General features: G+C 65.4%; 23 protein-coding genes and 1 tRNA gene. 13 read left to right on the forward strand and 11 right to left on the reverse strand.

What is annotated here, in order from left to right:
• Nucleotides 1-16: 16 nt before the first annotated feature.
• Nucleotides 17-1,594 carry an LCP family protein gene (locus SKC41_RS10510; protein ID WP_330977570.1) on the reverse strand — a complete coding sequence of 526 codons (1,578 nt, stop codon included), beginning with the start codon at nt 1,592-1,594 and terminating at the stop codon, nt 17-19.
• A 266-nt stretch (nt 1,595-1,860) separates the two neighbouring features.
• Here SKC41_RS10510 and SKC41_RS10515 point away from each other — a divergent pair, with 266 nt between their 5' ends.
• Nucleotides 1,861-2,511 carry a DUF2510 domain-containing protein gene (locus SKC41_RS10515; RefSeq protein ID WP_330977571.1) on the forward strand — a complete coding sequence of 217 codons (651 nt, stop codon included), beginning with the start codon at nt 1,861-1,863 and terminating at the stop codon, nt 2,509-2,511.
• A gap of 22 nt (nt 2,512-2,533) precedes the next feature.
• Here SKC41_RS10515 and SKC41_RS10520 read toward each other — a convergent pair whose 3' ends face one another.
• Entirely contained in the window at nt 2,534-2,740 is a 207-nt protein-coding gene (locus SKC41_RS10520; RefSeq protein WP_442931677.1) for a hypothetical protein, read from the reverse strand.
• A gap of 121 nt (nt 2,741-2,861) precedes the next feature.
• Here SKC41_RS10520 and SKC41_RS10525 point away from each other — a divergent pair, with 121 nt between their 5' ends.
• The 8 genes from SKC41_RS10525 to SKC41_RS10560 all read left to right on the forward strand — a co-directional run bounded on the left by SKC41_RS10525 (nt 2,862) and on the right by SKC41_RS10560 (nt 10,310).
• Nucleotides 2,862-4,013, forward strand: a complete 1,152-nt coding sequence (locus SKC41_RS10525) for a TDT family transporter (RefSeq protein ID WP_330977573.1) — start codon at nt 2,862-2,864, stop codon at nt 4,011-4,013.
• A gap of 308 nt (nt 4,014-4,321) precedes the next feature.
• The gene (locus SKC41_RS10530; RefSeq protein WP_330977574.1) at nt 4,322-4,492 is read left to right on the forward strand and encodes a hypothetical protein; all 171 of its coding nucleotides are present in this window, start codon (nt 4,322-4,324) and stop codon (nt 4,490-4,492) included.
• Between the two features lie 24 nt (nt 4,493-4,516).
• On the forward strand, nt 4,517-5,392 hold the full coding sequence (locus SKC41_RS10535; protein ID WP_330977575.1) for an alpha/beta fold hydrolase: 876 nt from the start codon (nt 4,517-4,519) through the stop codon (nt 5,390-5,392).
• 124 nt (nt 5,393-5,516) lie between these two features.
• Nucleotides 5,517-6,161: a S1 family peptidase gene (locus SKC41_RS10540; protein WP_330977576.1), complete on the forward strand. Its 645-nt coding sequence runs from the start codon at nt 5,517-5,519 to the stop codon at nt 6,159-6,161.
• Nucleotides 6,162-6,305: 144 nt separating this feature from the next.
• Nucleotides 6,306-6,770, forward strand: coding sequence for a lipoprotein LpqH (locus SKC41_RS10545; protein WP_330977577.1), 465 nt, complete (start codon nt 6,306-6,308; stop codon nt 6,768-6,770).
• A gap of 53 nt (nt 6,771-6,823) precedes the next feature.
• Complete coding sequence (locus SKC41_RS10550) at nt 6,824-7,759, forward strand: MAP_0585 family protein (protein ID WP_330977578.1); 936 nt, start codon at nt 6,824-6,826, stop codon at nt 7,757-7,759.
• 19 nt (nt 7,760-7,778) lie between these two features.
• Nucleotides 7,779-8,549 (forward strand): enoyl-CoA hydratase, encoded by a 771-nt coding sequence (locus tag SKC41_RS10555; protein ID WP_330977579.1) that lies wholly within the window; start codon nt 7,779-7,781, stop codon nt 8,547-8,549.
• Nucleotides 8,550-8,672: 123 nt separating this feature from the next.
• A complete protein-coding gene (locus SKC41_RS10560; RefSeq protein WP_330977580.1) occupies nt 8,673-10,310 on the forward strand; it encodes a diflavin oxidoreductase in 1,638 nt (545 codons plus the stop codon).
• Nucleotides 10,311-10,345: 35 nt separating this feature from the next.
• Here the strand turns inward: SKC41_RS10560 and SKC41_RS10565 are convergent, their stop codons facing one another.
• Both SKC41_RS10565 and SKC41_RS10570 read right to left on the reverse strand, forming a co-directional pair.
• Entirely contained in the window at nt 10,346-11,827 is a 1,482-nt protein-coding gene (locus SKC41_RS10565; protein WP_330977581.1) for a sensor histidine kinase, read from the reverse strand.
• On the reverse strand, nt 11,824-12,558 hold the full coding sequence (locus SKC41_RS10570) for a response regulator transcription factor (protein WP_330977582.1): 735 nt from the start codon (nt 12,556-12,558) through the stop codon (nt 11,824-11,826). Before SKC41_RS10570 ends, SKC41_RS10565 begins: the two co-directional genes overlap by 4 nt.
• Before the next feature lie 130 nt (nt 12,559-12,688).
• Here SKC41_RS10570 and SKC41_RS10575 point away from each other — a divergent pair, with 130 nt between their 5' ends.
• Nucleotides 12,689-13,180: a hypothetical protein gene (locus SKC41_RS10575; protein ID WP_330977583.1), complete on the forward strand. Its 492-nt coding sequence runs from the start codon at nt 12,689-12,691 to the stop codon at nt 13,178-13,180.
• Nucleotides 13,181-13,639: 459 nt separating this feature from the next.
• Here SKC41_RS10575 and SKC41_RS10580 read toward each other — a convergent pair whose 3' ends face one another.
• The 5 genes from SKC41_RS10580 to SKC41_RS10600 form a co-directional block, all read right to left on the reverse strand.
• Nucleotides 13,640-14,083: an ATP-binding protein gene (locus SKC41_RS10580; protein ID WP_330977584.1), complete on the reverse strand. Its 444-nt coding sequence runs from the start codon at nt 14,081-14,083 to the stop codon at nt 13,640-13,642.
• Between the two features lie 99 nt (nt 14,084-14,182).
• Nucleotides 14,183-14,623 carry a response regulator gene (locus tag SKC41_RS10585; RefSeq protein ID WP_330977585.1) on the reverse strand — a complete coding sequence of 147 codons (441 nt, stop codon included), beginning with the start codon at nt 14,621-14,623 and terminating at the stop codon, nt 14,183-14,185.
• A 115-nt stretch (nt 14,624-14,738) separates the two neighbouring features.
• Nucleotides 14,739-15,227: a hypothetical protein gene (locus SKC41_RS10590; RefSeq protein ID WP_330977586.1), complete on the reverse strand. Its 489-nt coding sequence runs from the start codon at nt 15,225-15,227 to the stop codon at nt 14,739-14,741.
• A gap of 103 nt (nt 15,228-15,330) precedes the next feature.
• Nucleotides 15,331-15,645 (reverse strand): hypothetical protein, encoded by a 315-nt coding sequence (locus tag SKC41_RS10595; RefSeq protein ID WP_330977587.1) that lies wholly within the window; start codon nt 15,643-15,645, stop codon nt 15,331-15,333.
• A 154-nt stretch (nt 15,646-15,799) separates the two neighbouring features.
• Nucleotides 15,800-16,516 (reverse strand): SDR family NAD(P)-dependent oxidoreductase, encoded by a 717-nt coding sequence (locus tag SKC41_RS10600; protein WP_330977588.1) that lies wholly within the window; start codon nt 16,514-16,516, stop codon nt 15,800-15,802.
• 251 nt (nt 16,517-16,767) lie between these two features.
• Here SKC41_RS10600 and SKC41_RS10605 point away from each other — a divergent pair, with 251 nt between their 5' ends.
• Nucleotides 16,768-17,556 (forward strand): DUF732 domain-containing protein, encoded by a 789-nt coding sequence (locus SKC41_RS10605; RefSeq protein ID WP_330977589.1) that lies wholly within the window; start codon nt 16,768-16,770, stop codon nt 17,554-17,556.
• 19 nt (nt 17,557-17,575) lie between these two features.
• Here SKC41_RS10605 and SKC41_RS10610 read toward each other — a convergent pair.
• Together SKC41_RS10610 and SKC41_RS10615 are read right to left on the reverse strand one after the other, a co-directional pair.
• Nucleotides 17,576-17,647 (reverse strand) — tRNA-Thr (locus tag SKC41_RS10610).
• Nucleotides 17,648-17,675: 28 nt separating this feature from the next.
• Nucleotides 17,676-18,401, reverse strand: a complete 726-nt coding sequence (locus tag SKC41_RS10615; protein ID WP_330977590.1) for a hypothetical protein — start codon at nt 18,399-18,401, stop codon at nt 17,676-17,678.
• Nucleotides 18,402-18,558: 157 nt separating this feature from the next.
• On the opposite strand from SKC41_RS10615, the gene phoP reads away from it, so the two are divergent.
• Entirely contained in the window at nt 18,559-19,278 is a 720-nt protein-coding gene (gene phoP / locus SKC41_RS10620) for a two-component system response regulator PhoP (RefSeq protein WP_330977591.1), read from the forward strand.
• 35 nt (nt 19,279-19,313) lie between these two features.
• Nucleotides 19,314-20,765, forward strand: a complete 1,452-nt coding sequence (locus SKC41_RS10625; protein ID WP_330977592.1) for a sensor histidine kinase — start codon at nt 19,314-19,316, stop codon at nt 20,763-20,765.
• Nucleotide 20,766 lies beyond the last annotated feature (1 nt).

A 20,766-nucleotide genomic window follows, 5' to 3' on the forward strand; every position in this document is an offset into this window, starting at 1 on the left:
GGGCCTGCGATCGCCGCTAGTTAACGCAGGGCACGCCGCCCCCGTCGATCGGCTTGCCCCGATCGGGTGTCGGGTAGGTGCTGGTGCCGTAGCCGTAATTCCAGCTGCTCTTGCTCGACGTCGTGGTGGACGAGGACGAGGACGAGGACGAGTACGAATCGTCCATCGATTCGTCCGGCGTCGGCATCGTAAAGCTGGTATCCACAGTCACCCGGACGTGCCCGGGTTCGAGGCTGGCGTCGGGCTGCTTGGGGGCGTCCAGGCTGAGCAGGTTCGCGAGGTTCTGCGCATCGACCTCGGCGCCGGCGCCGTACTGGATGGACGTCTTGCTCGGGTCGAACCAGTTGCGGTCGCGGACCGTGCCCGCGGTGTAGCCGTACTTCTTCAGCGCGCGCGACACCTGGCTGGCGAGACCGCTTGTGCTGCTGGCGTTGACCACGTCGACGACGGTCGACGGATTGGGTTTGGCGGCCGTCGTCGGGGACGAGCTTGTCGAGATGTCGCCGCCGATCGCCGAGGCGACCTCGGCCTTGATCGCGACCGGGTCGACGATGTTCACGTCCTGGCCGCCGATGTTGTCGTACCGGACCACCGGCAGCGTCCGGAATACCACCTGGTTCGCCGCTGCGCTGCCGGCGATTTCGCCGATGCGGCGGAACATGTCCTCGTCCCAGCCGGCCGACAGCACGACGTCTTTGCGTGCCACGGCCATCAGGCTCTTCATCTTGTCCAGGTTGGTGAAGGTGCCGGAATCCTGAAGCTCTCGCATGACCGACGAAATGAAGGCTTGCTGGCGGTGGGTACGGTCCAGGTCGCCGTTGTCCAGGCCATGGCGTTGCCGGACGAAGGCCAGCGCCTCGGAGGCATCCAGCCGTTGCGGCCCGGCGGGGAAGTCGGCGCCGGAGTAGGAGTCGTAGACGGCGTGGTTGAGGCAGACGTTCACGCCGCCCAAGCTTTGCGCCAGGTCGTAGAAGCCCGCCAGGTTGACCTCGGCGAAGTAGTCGATTGGAACCCCGGTCAGGTTGCGGACCGCGCGCAATGTCGCTGCCCGGGCGGCTTCGCGGCCCTTGGTCTCCAGCTCTTTCTGGCTCACACCCTGGTTGGCCAGCTTTTGAGCGACGTACTGCTTGGTGAGGCCGTAGGCCTCCTTGATCTTGATGTGGTTGTACCCGGGCACGCCGTTGAACGGCACCCAGTCGTCGCGGGGGATCGAGAAGGCGACCACTTTATTGTCGGAGCTGACGTGCACGAGGATCAGCGTGTTGGTGTTGTAACCGCCGTCATCTGAATCGCCCGCGTGCAGCTGCTTGAGGATCGAATTGGGCAGGTCGTTGCCGTCTTGGTCTTTGCGCGAGTCCAGACCGATCAGCAGGATGTTCATGTTGTCACCGCTGGATCGCGGATCGTCGGGACTCAGCGCCTGCGAAACGGTGATGCCGCCCAGCGCCCCGTGCGCCACGTAGTAGCCGGCGCCGGTCATCAGCACCGCCGCGGTGGACACCAGTGTCATGAACGCCCGCGTCACCCCTCTGCGTAGCGGTGAGGGTTGACGAACTGCTCGATGGCGGCGATGTGCTCCGCCGGAACGTGCCATCAGAAACCTTGACCCTTCACCCGGACACCACTGGACACCGCATCAGCGGTTTGCGGTGATAAGGGGAAAAGCATGAGGTCAAGTATGCGGTAGCTGGCTGTGAAGCCCCCAATTTTTGACCACTCCCAGCGGCTCACTGTGGTGCTTCTCACGCTGGCGAAACGCCCGAATCGCCGTCTGCGATCTTCGCGCTACCAGCAGGTTTTGGCTAGGATGCCCCGAGCTTAGGGTCCGCAACCGTCGCGGACCGGTCTCAGGAGGAGAACATGGCCGACGAGATCGATTCCGACTCGTCATCGGACGGAGACCGACACCCGGGCAATCTCGATGCCCAGGCGCCGCAACGCGGCCTACGGCAGGGCTGGCAGAGGGTCCCACCGGGTCTTCGGACGGTAATACCCCTGACTCTGTTGGTGTCCGTCGTGATCGTCGGCTTTTACAACTGGGTGCGGCCTTCACGGGACGATTGGTCGCATCTGCCGGACCGACTTATCTGCCAGATGCAGTCGGTGACCAGACCGCCGCCCGCGCTCGTCGTGGACTCCGTCGGGGTCACCCATCCCCGGGCCGACGTCCTGCAGCTCGTGGTGCACTTCGCCCAACCACTGCCGGCGGCGCCGAGCTACCAATTGACCTACCGCGTCGCCAACAACGGCACCCCGTTCGCCGTGCTGACCCAGCGGCCGGGCAGCGACGACTTGGCGATCAGCAACATCCGATCCGACGGTGCCGACATCAGTACGGATCTTGGCACGCACGCCAGAAGGACGGCACCCGACACCGTCGAGATGACGCTGAACCTAACGAAATTCGGTATCCAGAAGGACTTCGTGAGCCCTGCGCTCACGGTTTCGTCTCAGCTCGACGCGCGGCGCGGCGAACCGATGGCCTATGCGTTGCAGGTTTGCCACGGATAACGAAAGCTGTTGTGGCCCAAAGTTAGCGAACTTTTTCGAGGTCCTCGCCCGAATGGTAGAACACCCGGATATTCGACCCGGTGACTATCTCTGCGAGGTATACGCCGAGCGGTTCGACTTCGTAGTAAAAGTGAACGTAGCCATGCTTATCCAAAGCGGTGGCACAGGTCAGGCCCGGCGCCCCGCACCGTTGCTTGGTGGGCAACGCGAGTACACCGATTACCAGCATGACGATGATTCCGATCAAGACTGGGGCTTTGTTCACGGTGTGCCTCGTTTGCACGGAATACGTCACCGATGGAGTGTAAGCGCAACATCGCCTGATGCCGGGGAAGTAGGGTCTGTCAGCTATGACGAGTGCAACGTCTGACAACCCATCGTCGTCGCATGCCCGGGTCGAGGTGCTCGGCAATATCGGCCCCAACTGGTTTGCCTCGGTAATGGGAACGGGCATTGTTGCTATCGGTGGTGCGACGCTGCCGTTTCACGTGGTGGGTCTGCGCACGTTCGCGGAGGCGGTGTGGGTCATCGCCGCGGTCTTGCTGGTGGCGCTGATTGTCTTGGTGGGTAGTCATTGGCTGCGTCACCCCACGGTGGCGCGCGGTCACGCTCGCAATCCGCAGATGGCCCATTTCTACGGCGCCGCGCCGATGGCGCTGATGACCGTCGGCGGGGGAGCGCTGGTGGTCGGCAGGGACCTGATCGGCGCGCGCGTCGCCGTCGACCTGGACTGGGTGCTGTGGACCGCGGGAACCCTCGGCGGTCTGTTCACGGCGGTCAGCATCCCGTTTCTGATGTTCACCCAGCACGACGTCGAACCCGATGCCGCCTTCGGCGGCTGGCTGATGCCCGTGGTTCCGCCCATGGTGACCGCGGCGATGGGTGCGATGCTGTTGCCGCACATCGCCGCGGGCACCGGCCGTCAGACCATGCTCTATTTCTGTTACGCGATGTTCGGGTTGTCGTTGCTGGCCTCTTTCAACATCATCGCGATGATCTGGAGCCGACTGGTGCTGTATGGCACCTCGGGCACCGCGCGAGTGCCGACGCTGTGGATCGTGTTGGGTCCGCTTGGTCAATCCATCACGGCCGCAGGACTTCTCGGGACGGCCGCGTTGCACGGCTCCATCGACCACGACGTGGCCGAGGACCTGAACGCGTTCGCGATCCTGTATGGGGTTCCGGTGTGGGGCTTCGCGGTGTTGTGGATCGCGCTGGCCACCGCGCTCACCGTGCGCACCCTGCGCCGCGGGATGCCGTTCGCCCTGACGTGGTGGAGCCTGACGTTCCCGGTCGGCACCTTCGTGACCGGGACTTCGCAGCTTGCCGCGCACACGCATCTGCCGGCCTTCAAGGTGGCCGCGGCGATCGCCTACGCCGGTCTGCTCTTCACCTGGTTGTTGGTGGCGGTCCGCACCGCTCGGGGCAGTCTGCGTGGCAATCTGCTCAAGCTGCCGCCGAGTAGTGCTCCGATCAAGGCCCACAAGGAGCAGGTGTCCTGAGGGCTAAGCCGAACACCGATCAGCGGCAGCGCGATTCGCACGATGCCACGCTGAACAAGTATTAGGTAGCAGCGCGGGTGAAGCTTGCGAGTGTTGCCGGCAAACGCTGACGTGCGGTAAATACTTGGCTTGCAACGTATCGCGCATTTGCTGACGACGCGTGACCGCGCACCGTTTTGAGACACCGGTCCGGGTGGGTAGGCAACGTTGAATTCGCTCGGGGAGTGAACATGTCGGATCCGCGGGTACCGGCAGCGTCAGCGTCAGAGGACCCAAGGCCCGAACAGGATATGGAACGGAGGATACGGATGCGCGCTGAAGAAGGCGACGAATCAGTCAACGATTACGCCCGCAAAGGCAAGCAAACGCACGATCGCATTAAGCAAGCACGGCGATCGGGAGGCCCGGTGGGGCGGATCGCACAGCGGCTCGCCAAGTTCTTTCGCGGCGAACACGATTCCCCAGGCGGCAACGACTGATCGGGGTGGTCTTACGATCTCCTGATGACGACGGCGCCTGAACAGTTCTCCACCTCAGGGATAGGCGGCGTTCGTATCGTCGCCGATCGCCAGGGCGAGCCGCTTTCCCGGGCCGTGGTGTTCTTGCACGGCGGCGGACAGACCCGTCGCTCCTGGGGCCGCGCGGCTGCCGCGGTCGCCAAGCGCGGCTGGCAAGCCGTCACGATCGATTTGCGGGGCCACGGCGAGTCCGACTGGTCCAGCGAAGGCGACTACCGCGTCGTCAGCTTTGCCGCCGACGTCCAAGAGGTGCTGCGGGGGCTGCCGCCGAAACCCGTATTGGTGGGCGCCTCGCTGGGCGGGTTCACCTCGATGCTGCTGGCCGGGGAGATCTCGCCCGGCATCGCCAGCGCCATCGTTCTCGTCGACATCGTGCCCAACATGGAGCAGTCCGGGGCGAATCGCATTCACAACTTCATGGCCGACCGGGTGGAATCCGGGTTCGCCTCATTGGAAGAAGTCGCCGACGCGATCGCCGAATACAACCCGCACCGGCCAAGGCCGACGGACCTCGAGGGGCTGACCACCAATCTGCGCCGCCGCGGGGATCGTTGGTATTGGCATTGGGATCCCCAATTCATCAGTGGCACTGCGGCTTTCCCGCCATTCGAGGTAACCGATGCCGATCGCATGCACGCCGCCGTCGAGGCGATCCTGCGCAGTGGTGTGCCCATGCTGCTGGTTCGTGGCCAAGTGAGCGATCTGGTCAGCCAGGAGCGCGCCGACGAATTTCTCGCCCGCTTTCCCGAGGTCGAGTTCACCGATGTGCACGGTGCGGGGCACATGGTCGCCGGCGACCGCAACGACGTTTTCGCCGGAGCTGTCCTGGATTTCCTGTCCCGCCACGTTGACGTCGGATAACGTCCGGCCATTTGCCAGCCGCACCTGGGCCATTGCGAGCGACCCCGTCGGCGTCCTCGCGGCTCTGACCAGGAGCAAGCCGTATCGGGCTGGTAGCATCCTGGCCCGACAAGAGGAGAGCGGCGTGGCTATAGCGCGGTTGCGGGGGTTGGGTTTGTTCGCTGCCATGATGGTGGCGGCGACGGTGTTTGCGAATAAGGCTGCGGCAGAGGAGCCGCCGATGCCGGGTGTGCAGCTTGAGGACGAAAGCAGCAGGTGCACAGCGGGTTTCGCCGCGCAAGGCAATGACGGCAGCTATTACTTGCTGACCAGCGGCCACTGCGACGCGCACGACGGTTCGGTATGGACCTATGGCCCGAGCATCCCGCTGGGGGCGATCACCGTCAGCGAGAAAGAGGGCGACAAGCGCGACGCCGCCATCATCCGCCTCAACCCCGCTGTGGGCGTGCCAACCGGTGGTGTCGGTGGACTAACTATCCGAGATGTGTTGAGCAGCAACGAACTTAAGGTAGGTACACCGTTCTGCAAGTTGGGTGCGGTCACCGGAGAGACCTGCGGAACCATCACCGCGATCAACGGCGATGTGGTCGAAGCCGGCGTGTACAGCCTGGGTGGCGACAGCGGTAGTCCCGGCTACGTGAAGAACGACGATGGGACCGTAAGTGCGGTGGGTATCTTGATGTCCTCGCCGGAGGGGGACGACAACACCACCTACTTCACCCTCGTGCAGCCGCTGTTGGGCAAGTGGGGAATCCGCATTCTGCCCTGACGAGTCCCGGGTTTCGGCGCGCTCGGTATGGGGTACTAGCCGCTCCGGCATCTTGAATACGGACCCGCGCCGCCCGGTAGGGTCCCTGGGTGTTGACAGAGGCAACGTGGGGTTAGCGGCACCAGCAACACAAGGGAGTGGTCGGTGAAACGTGAGATCGTGATCGGCGCGGCCGGCGTCGCCATGGTGGTCGCAAGCTGTGTCGGCTGTTCGAGCAACAAGTCCAACACCGGCGCATCGGGCACGGCGGCAGCACCGGCCGGCCCCCAGGTCATCGTGGACGGCCAGAAGCAGAACGTCTCTGGCCAGGTCACGTGCACGCCGGCCGGCGACAACATCAACATCGGCATCGGTGACGCTTCCGCCGGCGTGGGCGCGGTCATCAGCAACGCCAACCCGCCCATCGTCCATGCGGTCGGGTTGGGCAACGTCAACGGCATCGCGTTCGGCTATTCCGATGCCGCGCCGAACCAGGCCAGCAATGCCGGGGCCGCGGTGGACGGCAAGTACTACGCGATCAAGGGCACTGCAACCGGTACCGATATGACCAATCCGGAACAGCCGCAGACGCTAACCAAGCCTTTTGAGATGGACGTGACCTGCCCGTAGCGCGGGCCAACGAGACATCGTCGGGGCCGAAGGGGCCCAGAGGGGACGCAGCTATGTCGAAAAAGCGTGTCAGCGCGGTGGCGCTCGCGGCGGGACTCAGCATCTCCGCATTGAACCCGGGATTCGCGAGTGCCTTCCCACTCGACCCACCGCCGTGCCCGAATGGCAGCTGCCAGGGTGGGCCCGGCGGACCCGGCGGACCGCGTAGCCCGCAGGCGCCGGAAACCACCGCCCCGCCGGCTACCACCGCGGCGCCCGCGACCACTGCCGCGCCCGCGACTACGGCTGCTCCGCAGACCACCGCTGCGCCGCAGACCACTGCCGCGCCGCAGACCACTGAGCAGCCGAGTCCGCAGACCACCGCGCCGCAAACCACCCCGAGCACGACCGCACCGGCCACGCAGACCACGAGCCCGCCGGCCAGCCAAACGACCACGCCGGCCCAACAGACCACGACTGCGCCGACCAGCCAAACCACGACGCCCGCCGAACAGACCACTACGGCGCCGAGCGCTCAAACCACGACGCCGGCGGGCAGCCAAACCACCTCGCCGTCCGGACAGCGACCCACTCGGACCGTGGTGGCCCCGAGCACCCAACCGCCGCACGAGCCGTATCAGCCGCGCGGCACCTACCTGACGGCCTCCGCCGAGATCGGCGGACCGATGGACTCATCTGTCGGCTTCAGCGTCGTCGGCCATGGGGCACCGCCGCCACCGCCGCCGCGGGGCTGGGGCTGGAACGACGGCCCGCCTCCGGGTCACCCGCCACCACACTGGTACGGCCCGCCGCCTGCGGGTGGCTGGGACGGCCCACCGCCTCCTGGTGGCTGGAACCGTCCGTGGGTCGGGCCGCCGCGTGATGTGGTGTATGCGCGCAGCAACTTCTCGCCGTTTGCCTACAACACCTTTACCGTCGTACCGGTCTTCAACTGGCAGTTCGGCGGTTGGGGTTACTGGTTCTTCGGTGTGTGGGTCCCGCTTTACTAAGCACACCGAAAACCCTTAGTTGGAGCGACGATTCGCCAGGCTGGGCCGCGATGGCGGCCTGGTCACCGTCGAGCTGATCAACTCCAAGCCGCTCAACATCTTGGGTAGCGCGGCCATCGACGAACTGACCCGGGCGTTCCGGGCCATCAGCCACGACAGCGACGTCAGGGTCGTGGTGCTGCGCGGGGCGGGCGAGCAGGCGTTCATCGGTGGCGCCGACATCAACGAGATGGTCGAGCTGGATCGGTCCACCGGCGAGATTTTCATCCGTCGGCTCGCGGGCTTGTGCGAGGCGATTCGCGAATGCCCGGTGCCGGTCATCGCCCGACTCGCGGGCTGGTGTCTCGGCGGCGGCCTGGAAGTCGCGATCTGCTGCGATCTGCGGATCGCGGCGCCGGGGGCCAAATTCGGCATGCCGGAAGTGGCCGTCGGCATCCCCTCCGTCATCCATTCGGCCTTGCTGCCCGCGCTGATCGGGGCCTCGCATGCGGGCTGGTTGTTGCTGACCGGCGAGACGATCGACGCCGCGACGGCGCTCGGGTGGGGACTCGTCCACGAGGTGGTCGCCGCCGACGAGCTCGACCACCGCATCGCCGAACTCACCACGAAACTCAGCGGGTTCGGCACATCCGCGGTCCGTCAGCAAAAGCGCCTGCTCAACAAATGGTTCGAGATGACCCTCCACGGGGCGATCGAAGACAGCGTCGAGCAGTTCGGTATGGCCTTTCTGACAGGGGAGCCGCAGCAGCACATGCGGGCGTTCCTCTCCCGCAAGCGCGACAAGAGCTAGTCCTGCCGTTCGCTGAACGCGAGCGTCGCGGTCAGGGTTGTTGCGTATCGCGCAGCGGAAAAATAAGGTAAGCCTAAGCTTACAAGGAGTGGGTATCACGCGCGACGACAATGGGAGCGATTCATGACTTCTCAACCAGAGTTCTCGCTCGTTGTCGGCTACGGCAGTGACATGGGCAATGCCGAAGACGCCGCCATGACGTTCGCCGAAGCGGTCGAGGAGTCGCTGGGCCTCAGCGCCAGCGCCGTCGAATTGAACCAGGTCGAGCCGGCCGACCTGCAATCGGCGACCCACTTCGTCGTCGTGTGCTCGACGTGGGGCGAGGGCGAGTTTCCGGACAACGCCTCCTTGTTCTGGGAGGCGATCAGCGCCGAGGGCGCCGGGCGGCTGGATCATGTGCGGTTCGCGGTACTTGCCCTCGGTGACACCGGATACGAGCAGTTCTGCAACGCCGGGCGGCTCCTCGATGAGCGACTGGAAGCCCTGGGCGGAATCCGTCTGATGGACCGCGTCGACGTCGACGGCGTCTATGTGCAGGAGGCTGAGGCGTGGACCAACGATCTCGTCAAGCTGCTGTTGGCCGGTCGCACCGATCCTGTGCCCGCGGTTGCCGTTGGCGCGCCGGAGCCTCGCCCGTCCGACAGCGTTGAACAATTACGGCGCGATCGCAGCCATCCGCTGTTCGACGCGCGCGTCGTGGTCAACCGACTGCTCACCACTGCCGAGTCCGACAAAGAGGTCCGGCATTACGAGGTCGACCTTTCCGGTTCCGGAATCGATTACACCGCCGGCGATTCCATTGCAGTCCATGCCAGCAATGATCCGATCCTTGTTGCAGCGATCCTGAGCGAGTTAGGCGTGGGTGCCGACCACGCCGTCATCGGCTACGACGAGCGGCTCGGCGAGCTGCTCACCGAGCACCTCGAGATACGGACACCGTCGCGATCGCTGCAGACGTTGGTCGCCGCCCGCACACGCGACGCCGCCGCCAGCGAGCTGGATACCGAAGCCGTTGCGGGGCAGGGCTCTTGGTGGTACGGCAAGGACGTGCTCGACCTGATCCGGCTGGGCGAGCTGACTGTCGACGAGGTCGTCGACACCCTGCGTCTCCTCCAGCCGCGCGACTACTCGATCGCGTCGAGCCCGCTGGTACATCCCGACCACGTGCACCTCACAGTGGCGACGGTTCGTTACACGGTCGGCGATCGCCGGCATGGCGGCGTCGCCTCGACGTTCCTGGCGGACCGCGGTGACACCGTACGCGTACACCTGCGACCCAACCACTCCTTCCGTTTGCCTGCGGCCGACGTGCCCATCATCATGATCGGCCCGGGCACCGGCATCGCGCCGTTCCGTGGTTTCCTGCAAGAGCGACAAGCTCTCGGCGCGTCCGGGCGATCATGGCTGTTCTTCGGAGACCGGCGGCGTCACTGCGACTTCCTCTACGACGACGAGCTGGCTGCCTTCCTCCGGTCGGGCACGCTGACCCGACTCGACTTGGCATTCTCTCGCGATGGGGTGGCCGGCGAATCGAAACAGTATGTCCGGCAACGTATGTGGGAGAATGCAGCGGACATCTTCGGCTGGTTGCAGGACGGTGCGTATGTCTATGTGTGCGGCGACGCCGAGCGAATGGCCAAGGACGTCGACGAGGCACTACGTGGAATTGTGGGCAGCTGCGGCGGGATGGGCGACGGCGCCGCACACGCCTACGTCAACGACCTCATGAAGAACCATCGCTACCTGCGCGATGTCTACTGACTAGCTGTCGCTTGACCATCGGTATGCGGGGGTGCTTATGGCGCGACGACGCGTAGCGGCAGCAGGAGCCGAAACCGTGCCCCTCCGTCGTTGGACAGGCAGGTCAGCTCGCCGTGGTGAGCACGCGCCAGTGCGCGCGCGATGGGCAGGCCGAGCCCGGCGCCACCGTGGTCCCGGTTGCGCGAAGAGTCAAGTCGGACAAGGCGGTCGAAGATTCGTTCGCGGTCAGCGTCCGGGATTCCCGGTCCCGAGTCGGTGACCGTCAGCTCGGCACAGCGCAATCCCGAATGATTGGCCTCGCGCACATCGAGCACGATGTGGCCGCCGGCCGGGGTGTGCCGGCGGGCGTTGTCGACGAGATTCGACACGATCTGGGTGACTCGGGTGCGGTCGGCGTGAATGGGCGCGATGGGGTCACCGGTACGGCTCACGGTGAGATCGGGGGAGAGCACGGCCGCTCGTTCACGTTCGGCTTCGGCGATTGCGACGAGGTCGGTGTCGGCGAGCTCCAGGATCAGGCCGGCGTCGATGCGACTCAGGTCGAGCATGTCGGCGACCAGCCGACCGGCCCGCCGGGATTCGGTGAGTAATAGTGTCGCGCGGCGGTATTGGCTGTTGGCTGGCGCGTCGTCTTCCTCTTGCACGGTGGCCCCCAAGATCTGCTCGGCGGTGGCCCGGATACCGGTGATCGGAGTGCGCAGTTCATGGGCCGCATCGGCCAAGAACTGGCGGGTGCGCTGTTCGGAAGCTTCCAACGCGTCCAGCATGCCGTCGAAAGCTGCTGCGGCTCGGCCTAATTCGGTGTTCGCACGGTCTGGCAACAGTCGCCGCCCGCGATCGCCGGTAGTGATGGATCGGGCGAGGGTGGTGAGCCGGTCCAGCGGCCGCAGGGCGGTGCGGGTGACGACGATCAGCAAGATACCGGCCACCACAAGAGTGATCACGCCGCCGGCGATCATCACTTCACGCAAGCGCCGAATCAGCGCGGTGGTTTGGGTGGTGTCCGCTACCAGGATCACTCGCCCGCCCGACGCCAACGGGTGCACCACGACCGTCGCTGTGGCGTCCGGCGGTGGTCCGGGCGGTGGGAAGGGGAAGACCGCGCCCGGATGCGGTGCAGGACCCCATCCGGGCGGCGGTGGTGGAAGTTGCCAGCCCGGTGGTGGCGGTGGCAGCGGAGGAGGGACAGTGGGCCCGTCGACCGTGTCGGGCGAGATGGTGGGGTCCCCGTAGCTGCTTCCGTCCGCGGCCACCAGCAAGACGCGGATCCCGCCGCCGCCGAGCTGCGCCACCAGCTGGTCGGGCGGGGTGTTGCCGGCGGCCAGCGCATCGGCGCGCGCAGCGGTGGCCATCAGCCGGTCATGCAGATCACGATGGGCCTGGATGCCCAGCAGCGCGTCAATCGTCACACCCAGCACCACCAGGAGCACCGTGAGCACGCCGAGGACAAGCACGGCAACCCGTCGGCGCAACGACGGGGTCGGGGTCCGCGATACCGGCGCGGAGTCGTCGTTCATGGCCGCGCTGGTTGCAGGCGATAACCGATGCCGCGCACGGTATGCAGGATGCGCGGTCCGTGGGCTTCCAATTTCCGGCGCAACCCGCTGATGTGAACATGCACCAGGTTTGCGTCGTAAGCGTCGTAGCCCCACAGCGCGGTCAGGATCTGCCCGGTGCTGACGATGCGCCCCCGTTGCTCCACCAGGAAGCCAAGCAGCCGGAGTTCGGTGCCGGTGAGATCCATCGCGGTTCCCGCACGCGTGGCCACCGCCGCGTCGAGGTCCAACGTCAGGTCGCCACACTGGACGACCGCCGGAAGGCGGCCCCGTCGGCGTAGCACGGCGCCCACCCGGGAGATCAACTCGGCCAGCTCGAAGGGTTTGACGACATAGTCGTCCGCGCCGCCGTCGAGACCGCGCAACCGGTCGGGCAGTCCGTCGCGCGCGGTGAGCAACACGATCCCGGCGTGGCCCCAATCGCGGATGACGTCGATCAACGTGAAGCCGTCGCGTCCCGGCATCATCACGTCCAGCACCACTAGGTCTGGCCGAAAGCCGTCGAGCACGTCCTCCAGCTCTGCGCCATCGGGCCGCATCGCGGTGAAATACCCGGCGTCGGTCAACGCCTCGCTGACCATTTCGCGGATTGCCTCCGAGTCCTCGACGACCAGTACTCGCGCCGCGGCGGTGCCGGAGCGGGGTCTACCAGCCGGCCGCGGCGCTCGACCGGAGTCGAAGCGATGGCTCATCTCTTCATTCTCAACAGGTTTCTGAAACCAACATGAAGAAATCACGCCTCGGGTCGATGTCTTCAGGTTCGGGCCAGATTCGCTTCCTAGCGTCGCCGGCATCGCAGCAGTTCACACATTTGGAGGACACATGGTTGACGAGCAACCACCACGGACCAGACCTGATGAGGCGAGCGGGGAATTCCAGCGGGCGCCGATCGCGGTCCCTGCCGATCAGTTGAGCCCGCCGGGTGGGCCGGCCTTCGTGCGGCGGCACCCCGTCGGCGTCGCGGTCGGAGTCGGCGCGACCGGGTTCATTTTCGGCGCGATACTGACGGCCCTGTTCCTGCCGATTCTCTTGGCGGGCCCGATGTCGCCAGGGCCGTTTCCCATGCCGGCGCCACCGCCGTGCGGCTTCGCGCCGGGCGGGTGCGGTGCTCCCATGCCACCGCCGCAAGGATGGGCCGGCCCGGCCGGTGGTTGGGGAGCGCCGGCCCCGCTGCCCAGACCGGCCCTCGCGCCGCCGCCGCCGGGGCAGCTGCCGCCACCACCCCCCGGAGCCTGGAATCCCGAACCATCGCCGGGTGCGCACCAACCGGCTCTTGGTGGGCCGCCGCCCCCGCCATCCGGCCAGGGCCGTTGACGCCATGCGCACTTTGGCGGTCTCGTCTGCGGGCGCCGCCGGCACGACCGCCGCCACAGGGCGCGCATTGCGGGAATCAACCGACGAACAGATATGAGAGGTCGAGGATGAAGATAAGGAACTTAATCGCTGGCTCGCTATTAGCGGGTGCTCTCGGTATCGCCGCGACGGGCATCGGTGGCGCGGTGGCCGGAGCGGATCCCTTCCCGCAACCGCCGGGCCCTGGTCAACCTGGACCGCCGCCGCCCGGGCCGGGTGGGCCATTCGGTCCCCCGGGGCCGGGTGGGCCGATTGGGGGTCCGCCTCCCGGCGCTCCGTTTGGACCGCCGCCGCCCGGAGCGCCGCGACCGCCGGGCATCTGATTACACGACGGCCGCCTCGGTCGCCGGGATCGAGGCGGCCACCGCCCGCGCGCAACGAGTAAATCCTTTGGAAGCTAACAGCTTTAACGAAGCTAGCTCAATGTCTCTGGGCTGCAAAATAATCCAGGCACACGGTAGTGCCGTCGGGGTCAGTGCTGATGGTGCAGTGGTCTGCCAAGGCGTGCATCAACATGATGCCGCGAGAAGCGCGAGGGTCGTGGGGTTGGCGCGACGAGCGCCGATGCCAACTGCCACGATCGCTGACGCACACCCTGATCGTCTGCGCCGCAGGGTCATAACCGGCCTGAAGTCGCATGGTGCCGACGGCGTCCCGAGCGTGGTAGGCGTGTTCGACGCAGTTGGCGAGTGCTTCGTTGACGCCGAGAATGACGTCCCCGCTGACCTCTGGTGACGCCTGCGGAAGCTCCCGGAGCCAGCTTTGGAGCGTACGGCGTAACGTGCACGCGGTCACGGCGTCGGCCGCACCCGTACAACTCAACTGCGCCGGCTCGGCGGAAACTGCGGGGTCCTCAACGCTCATAAGCCATCGCATACCCCGTCGATTCTGGAAAAAACCAGGGCCGCGCATCGCTTCCGCCACAGATCCATAGCCGCGCCGAGACCTGCGCGAATCGCAAGGTCAGCGCCGTGGGGGCAGCCGCACGACCTGGACGAAGAAGTCGTCGATTTTTCTGATGGCGGCCAGGTAACGGTCGAGGTCGACCGGCTTGGTGACGTAGGCATTCGCATGCAGGTTGTAGCTACGCAAGATGTCCTCTTGGAGCGACGATGTGGTGAGCACTACGACCGGGATGTCCTGCAGGTCGGGGTCTGATTTGACGGTCTGCAAGATGTGGCGGCCGTCAAACTTCGGCAGATTGAGATCCAGCAAGATGAGATCGGGTCGTGGTGCGTCGCAGAATTCCCCACGGCGGTAGAGGAAGTCCAATCCCTCGGCGCCGTCACGGGCGACATGGAGCTTGTTGGCGATCTTGTGGTGCTCGAACGCTTCTCGCGTGATCAGTTCATCGCCGGGGTCATCTTCGACGAGCAGTACATCTATCGGGTAAGGCGCTGTCATCGGGGGGATCCACCTTTCGGGCGGGCGACGCTCATAGAGCGCTTCTTGAAAAGTGGTTTACCCCTTGATAATATCCATTAATCCGACTGTGACGCTTTGCTCACGAGTCGCTAATCTATTGGCCTACAATGGCATCCATTGGTGGACCATCGCCGTGCCCGATATTGCGATGAGCCAGGCTGGTCGCGAGTGCCCTACCGCCCTGGACGGTCCCGACAATGTCCACAGCATCATTGACAGTGAAATGTGAAGTGACAGTCAGGATTTTGCCGTCGTTGCCGGTGATTACGGTGGTATCCGGGGTGAGCAAATAGGTCTGGGTGTACCCGCTGGCGCTTCGCGCGGTTACCGAATCCGCCGACACCGCGATCAGGACTCCCTCCTGACTCACCGGGACCGACGCGGGTGGTGTTGCGGCCGTCACATGGCCGGGTGCCGTTGGCTTTTCGGTGTCGACCGTAAGTGCGGCGAAGCTCACAGCGCACAAAATGGAGACGGGAGCAGCGCCACACGCGACAACTCGGAGCCGCCTGCCCGGTCTCGTCAGTCGGTGCTTGGCGGCCACGAACAATCCTTCTTTCCGCGGTGCGGCGCCGATGGTCATCGGCTCGACCCAGTCAGATGCGTTGAATGTGGAATTACCCGACGCGCCGTGCGGGTAAACCCGGCCAGGGCTCGTGGTCAGATCGCCAAACGCGCGAATAGGGTCAGTTCGCGTTGAGGGTCGGGCAATCCTCATAGCGAGCCGCATCGATGTATGCGTCGGCGCGCTCGGCGGCCGCATCGTTAGCCAACCCGGTCAGGTCGTAATTGTTCGCCCTTTCCGCGGTGCTGACGATCTGACGTCGTGACCGCCCCTGTGCCAGTGCTGCGCATATCGTCTTTTCCGTCTGATTTCTGTGGTTCGGCCAGTCGGGCGAGAAGGTCACCTGATCGGCGCTTGCCGTGGCGATCGCGCCCGGCAGCGCGCCAATTCCAACGAGCGGAATCATCAGCGACATTTGGCACAACAATTTCTTCATGACCGCCGAACGTAGGCGCGTTTACCGAGAATTTACTGTGTTGTCACTGTGTGGACTTCCATCTTCCCGGGTAGCTGAACGCAGTCCCGTCTAAGAGTCGATCACCATTTGCCGACATTGGGTTGATGGGTTGTCGCACTTGGCCTTTGAATGGCTAGGCGCGGGCGAGCAGCGCTGAATATTGATTCTCGAGTACCTTGGCTGGGCCCGTGCGCCACGTTCCCGCCAAGGACTGCGAGAGGGCGTCGGGAAATATCTCGTCCTCGTCGTTTTCCAGCCCGTCGAAGATCCCTTGCGCTACCGATTGCGGTGAGGCTTTGGGTATTTCGAGGCCTCGTGTCATATCGGTATCCACCGGGCCGGTGAGTACGGCATGCACGCGGATCCCCTGTGGCGCCAAGGTGAAACGCAGCGACTGCGTCAGTGAGAACGCCGCGGCCTTGGACACGGAGTACGCCGGGATGATCGGTAATGGCGCCAGGGCGTTGAGCGAAAGGTTGTTGACGATCGAGCCGCCGTGGCGTGCCAGGAGAGGCAGGTACGCGTTGATTACCGCGTAGGTGCCGAAAAGGTTTACGGCCAAGTGTTGTTCAAGTGCGGATCGGTCGCTCAGGTCGTCGTACAGCGCCACACCCGCGTTATTGATCAGGATATCGACGGCATCCACTTGTGTGACCGACTGCCGTATCTGCGCCGGTTCGGTGATGTCCAGCGCTAGTGGTGTGACACGAGAGTCAAAGTTGGCCAACGGCTTTCGTGATCCGACGTATACCCGACTGGCGCCCCGGTCCAGGGCTTCGTCGACGAGGGCGCGTCCGATACCGCGGTTGCCCCCGGTAATCAGCACCGCTTTGTCCGAGATGGTGACCATGATCGTGAACTCCTTTGTTGCTGCTGGCAGTGAGTGGGCGCCCCCGGTGTCGGTGTGGATCCATCCGTCGGGAGATGTCCGTATGTGTTCCGATACCTGGACGCGTGACGATTCATCGGTCGGCTGGTCAACGGTCGGGAACGTTGGAGCCGCGAGGGGACGACGGACATCGCGCGTCGGCGCCTTACCGCGTTGCGCACGGTGTCGGCCCGGACTTGTCACAACGTCGTGACGCTCGCAAACTGGTTGATATGCGCGACCGCGAGACCATCGAGTCAGAATTACGGCGGATCGCTGCGCAGGGCGCCCAGCCCTCATCCCGAGAGGCCGACGAGCTGCTCGACGAGCTGCTGGCCCATAGCGCCGGGATCCCGTCCCCCGCCCCGGTTGCGGGGGAGTTCGACTACATCCCGGACGCCTGGTTGCGCGAGACCCCTCGCGAGACCAAAACCGAAAAAGCGCCACCGCGCCGACGCAAGGGCGCGGTGCGCCGCTTTGGCCTTGTCGCAGCGCTGCCGCTATCTCTGGTAGCCCTGGTCGCCGCGGTGGTGGTGATGCTTGCGTTGCGCCACCACGATTCATCGGCGCAGTCGGTGGAAGCGCAACCGACGGAAGCCTCGCCGTCGGCCCCGCCGCCCCAGCCGGTCGCGCCCAAAGCGCCCGGGCCGCGGGCTGACGTCGTCGACATGGCGTTCATCGAGGCGTTGAAGCATGAAGGCGTACCGGTTCCCAGCCAGGAATACGTGGTGGCCCAGGGGCACGCGGTCTGCGATTTCCTAGCGCGCCAACGCAATTTCGCGGATGCGGTCGGATTCGTGCAGCGATCTTCGATATGGGACGCCAACCAAAGCGCCGATGTCACCGCGGGCGCGATCATCTCGTACTGCCCGCAGTCTCGGCCTTCGATGGCAGACGAGGTGCAGCCGGCCTACCAGAACACTCTCTCGGATCTGCAGGCCATCGAAGGAAAGCTGCAGGGCATTCAGGACGATCTACACGGCATTGCGGGTGGTCTGGAAAACCTCCCGGGCCATCCGTAAACCGGATCACCCAGCGCGGAGCCTCCTGTCAGGATTGAACTGACGACCTTTCGCTTACAAGGCGAGTGCTCTACCACTGAGCTAAGGAGGCCGGGTAAATCGGCTGCAAGCTTAGCCGTTCAGGAGTCGCTCTCGATGATCCGCTGGGAGGGCACCGGACGCGACACCGTGCGGCGCCCGGGTCGCCGGCCCGGCAGCGGGATCCGATCGGCGATGTTGCTCAGCGGGTTGACGACCATGGTGAGCGCGTTGACGGCGTCCTGCAGCGTGGCGATGGCCGGCTCGAGCGCCTCCATGCCGGGAGTCAATCGCGCGAGCGTGTCTGCGACGTCGGCAAGCTGGTCCAGCGGACCGTGTTTGGCCGTCAGTTTGTCGATCAGCCCGCCGTCGGACAGCAGGCGGTCCGCCAGCCCATCCTCGGACAGCACCCGTTCGATCAGCCCGTCCTCGGACAGCAGCTGATCGGCCAGCCCGCCCGGCTGCAGCGCCCGGTGCAGGCCGCCGCCCTCCGCGGTCAGCCGATCGACCAGGCCGCCGTCCGACATCAGCAGGTCGACCACGCCGCCCGGACGCAAGAGCCGGTCGAGCGGCCCGTCGGCCGCCATTGCGCGTCCCAGCGGTGCGTCGTCGTCCATCATCCTGGCCAGCCGATTGGCACGGTTGATCGCGTCGTCGAGCCCCAACATCGAGGTCACCGCGTTGGTGCGGGTTTGCCCGCTCTCGCCGAGTGATCGCTTCGCCACCCCGACGGCCGCGGTGGCAAGGTTCAGGCTCGCCTCGGCAGCCGCAAGGCCGACCCGGGCGGGCGCGGTCGCGGCGAACACCATGCTCCTGGCGAGATCCATGGTCCGAGTCTATGCACGACGCGCCCTCGAAAACCGGGTACTGGTCCAAGCTGACGCGACGATTCCTGGCAGACTACTAGCAGAAGCTTGTCACCGAGCTCACAGGAATCACACAATCATTACAGAGGCAACGTTCAGCTTAGGACGGAACAACCAGATGACAGCGGCACCTCAAGGCGACACCAAACCGGAAGCGCGCATCCTCGTCGTTGACGACGAGGTCAACATCGTCGAGCTGCTCTCCGTGAGTCTTAAGTTCCAGGGGTTCGAGGTTTCCACCGCGACCAACGGAGCCCAGGCCCTGGACCGCGCACGTGAAGCGCGCCCCGACGCGGTGATCCTCGACGTGATGATGCCCGGCATGGACGGCTTTGGTGTGCTGCGCCGGCTGCGGGCCGACGGAATCGATGCCCCGGCGTTGTTCCTGACCGCGCGCGACTCCCTGCAGGACAAGATCGCGGGTCTGACGCTGGGTGGCGACGACTACGTGACCAAGCCGTTCAGTTTGGAGGAGGTCGTTGCCCGGTTGCGGGTCATCTTGCGGCGCGCCGGCAAGGGTGGCGCCGAAACCCACAATGCCCGACTGACTTTCGCCGACATCGAGCTCGACGAAGAAACGCACGAAGTGTGGAAGGCCGGCGAACCGGTGTCATTGTCGCCCACCGAATTCACGCTGCTGCGTTACTTCGTAATCAATGCGGGCACGGTGCTGAGCAAGCCGAAAATCCTTGACCACGTTTGGCGTTACGACTTTGGCGGCGACGTCAATGTCGTCGAGTCCTATGTGTCGTATCTGCGCCGAAAGATCGATACTGGGGAGAAGCGGCTGCTGCACACCCTGCGCGGGGTGGGCTACGTTCTTCGGGAGCCGCGCTGAGTACGCGCTTAGCCATTCGGGGAAAGTAGCAATTGGTGGCGAAGAAGACGGAAACGGCCACACAGGTTCGCCGGGGACTGCCCCTCCGGGTGGGCCTGGTCGCGGCAACCCTGGTCTTGGTGGCGTGCGGGCTGGCGGCCTCGGGTGTCATGGTCACGTCGATCCTGCGGCACAGTCTGGTCAGCCGGATCGACACCACGCTGCTCGAGGCCTCGCGGGGCTGGGCGCTGGCCCCGCGGCGGCAACTGACGGCGTCCTCCTACGAAGGCCCGGACCCGGGCCGGCCCCCGTCGAAGTACTACGTGCGTGGCGTCGGCACCGACGGCAAACCGTTTACGGCCATCAATGACCGCAACGCCGAACCGGCCCTGCCGCCCGACAACGACGTGGGCCCCAATCCGACGACGCTGCCCTCGGTCAACGGCTCCGATATTCAGTGGCGAGCGGTATCGGTGCGCGGGCCCAACGGCCTGACGACCGTCGCGATCGACCTGTCCGATGTCCAGCACACCGTGCGCTCCCTGGTGTGGCTGCAGTTCGGCATCGGGGTCGCGGTGCTGGTGGTGGTCGGCATCGCCGGATTCGCGGTGGTGCACCGCAGCCTGCGCCCGCTGCTCGAGGTCGAACAAACCGCCGCCGCGATCGCCGCGGGCCAACTGGATCGCCGTGTCCCGGAACGTGATCCGCGCACCGAGGTGGGCCGACTTTCGTTGGCGCTCAACGGAATGCTCACCCAGATTCAGCAAGCGGTGGCTTCCTCCGAGTCCTCGGCCGAGACGGCACGCGGCTCGGAGGACCGGATGCGACGATTCATCACCGACGCCAGTCACGAACTACGGACCCCGCTCACCACGATTCGCGGATTCGCCGAACTGTATCGCCAGGGCGCGGCCCGCGACGTATCGATGTTGTTGTCGCGCATCGAAAGCGAAGCAAGCCGGATGGGCCTGCTGGTCGACGACCTGCTGCTGCTGGCGCGCCTGGACGTGCAGCGACCGCTGGAACACCATCGCGTCGACCTGCTGGCGCTGGCCAGTGACGCCGTGCACGATGTGCAGGCGATCGACCCGAAGCGCAAGGTGACGATGGAAATCCTCGACGGTCCCGGCACCCCGGAGGTGCTCGGTGACGAGCCCCGGATCCGCCAGGTGCTGAGCAACCTGGTGGCCAACGCGCTGCAGCACACCCCGACAAGTGCCGACGTCATTGTGCGGGTTGGAACCCACGGCGACGACGCCGTGATCGAGGTGGCCGATCGGGGGCCCGGCATGAGCCAGCAGGATGCGTCGCGGGTGTTCGAGCGGTTCTATCGCACCGACTCGTCGCGCGCGCGGGCCAGCGGCGGTACCGGCCTGGGGCTGTCCATCGTCGACTCGCTGGTCCACGCGCACGGAGGCAAGGTCACTGTCCAAACGGCGCCCGGTGAGGGATGTTGCTTCCGCGTCACCCTGCCGCGCGTCAGCGACGTACCGGCCCAGGTGGGCTAGG

The sequence above is a fragment of the Mycobacterium sp. 050128 genome (assembly GCF_036409155.1).
Classification (GTDB): domain Bacteria; phylum Actinomycetota; class Actinomycetes; order Mycobacteriales; family Mycobacteriaceae; genus Mycobacterium.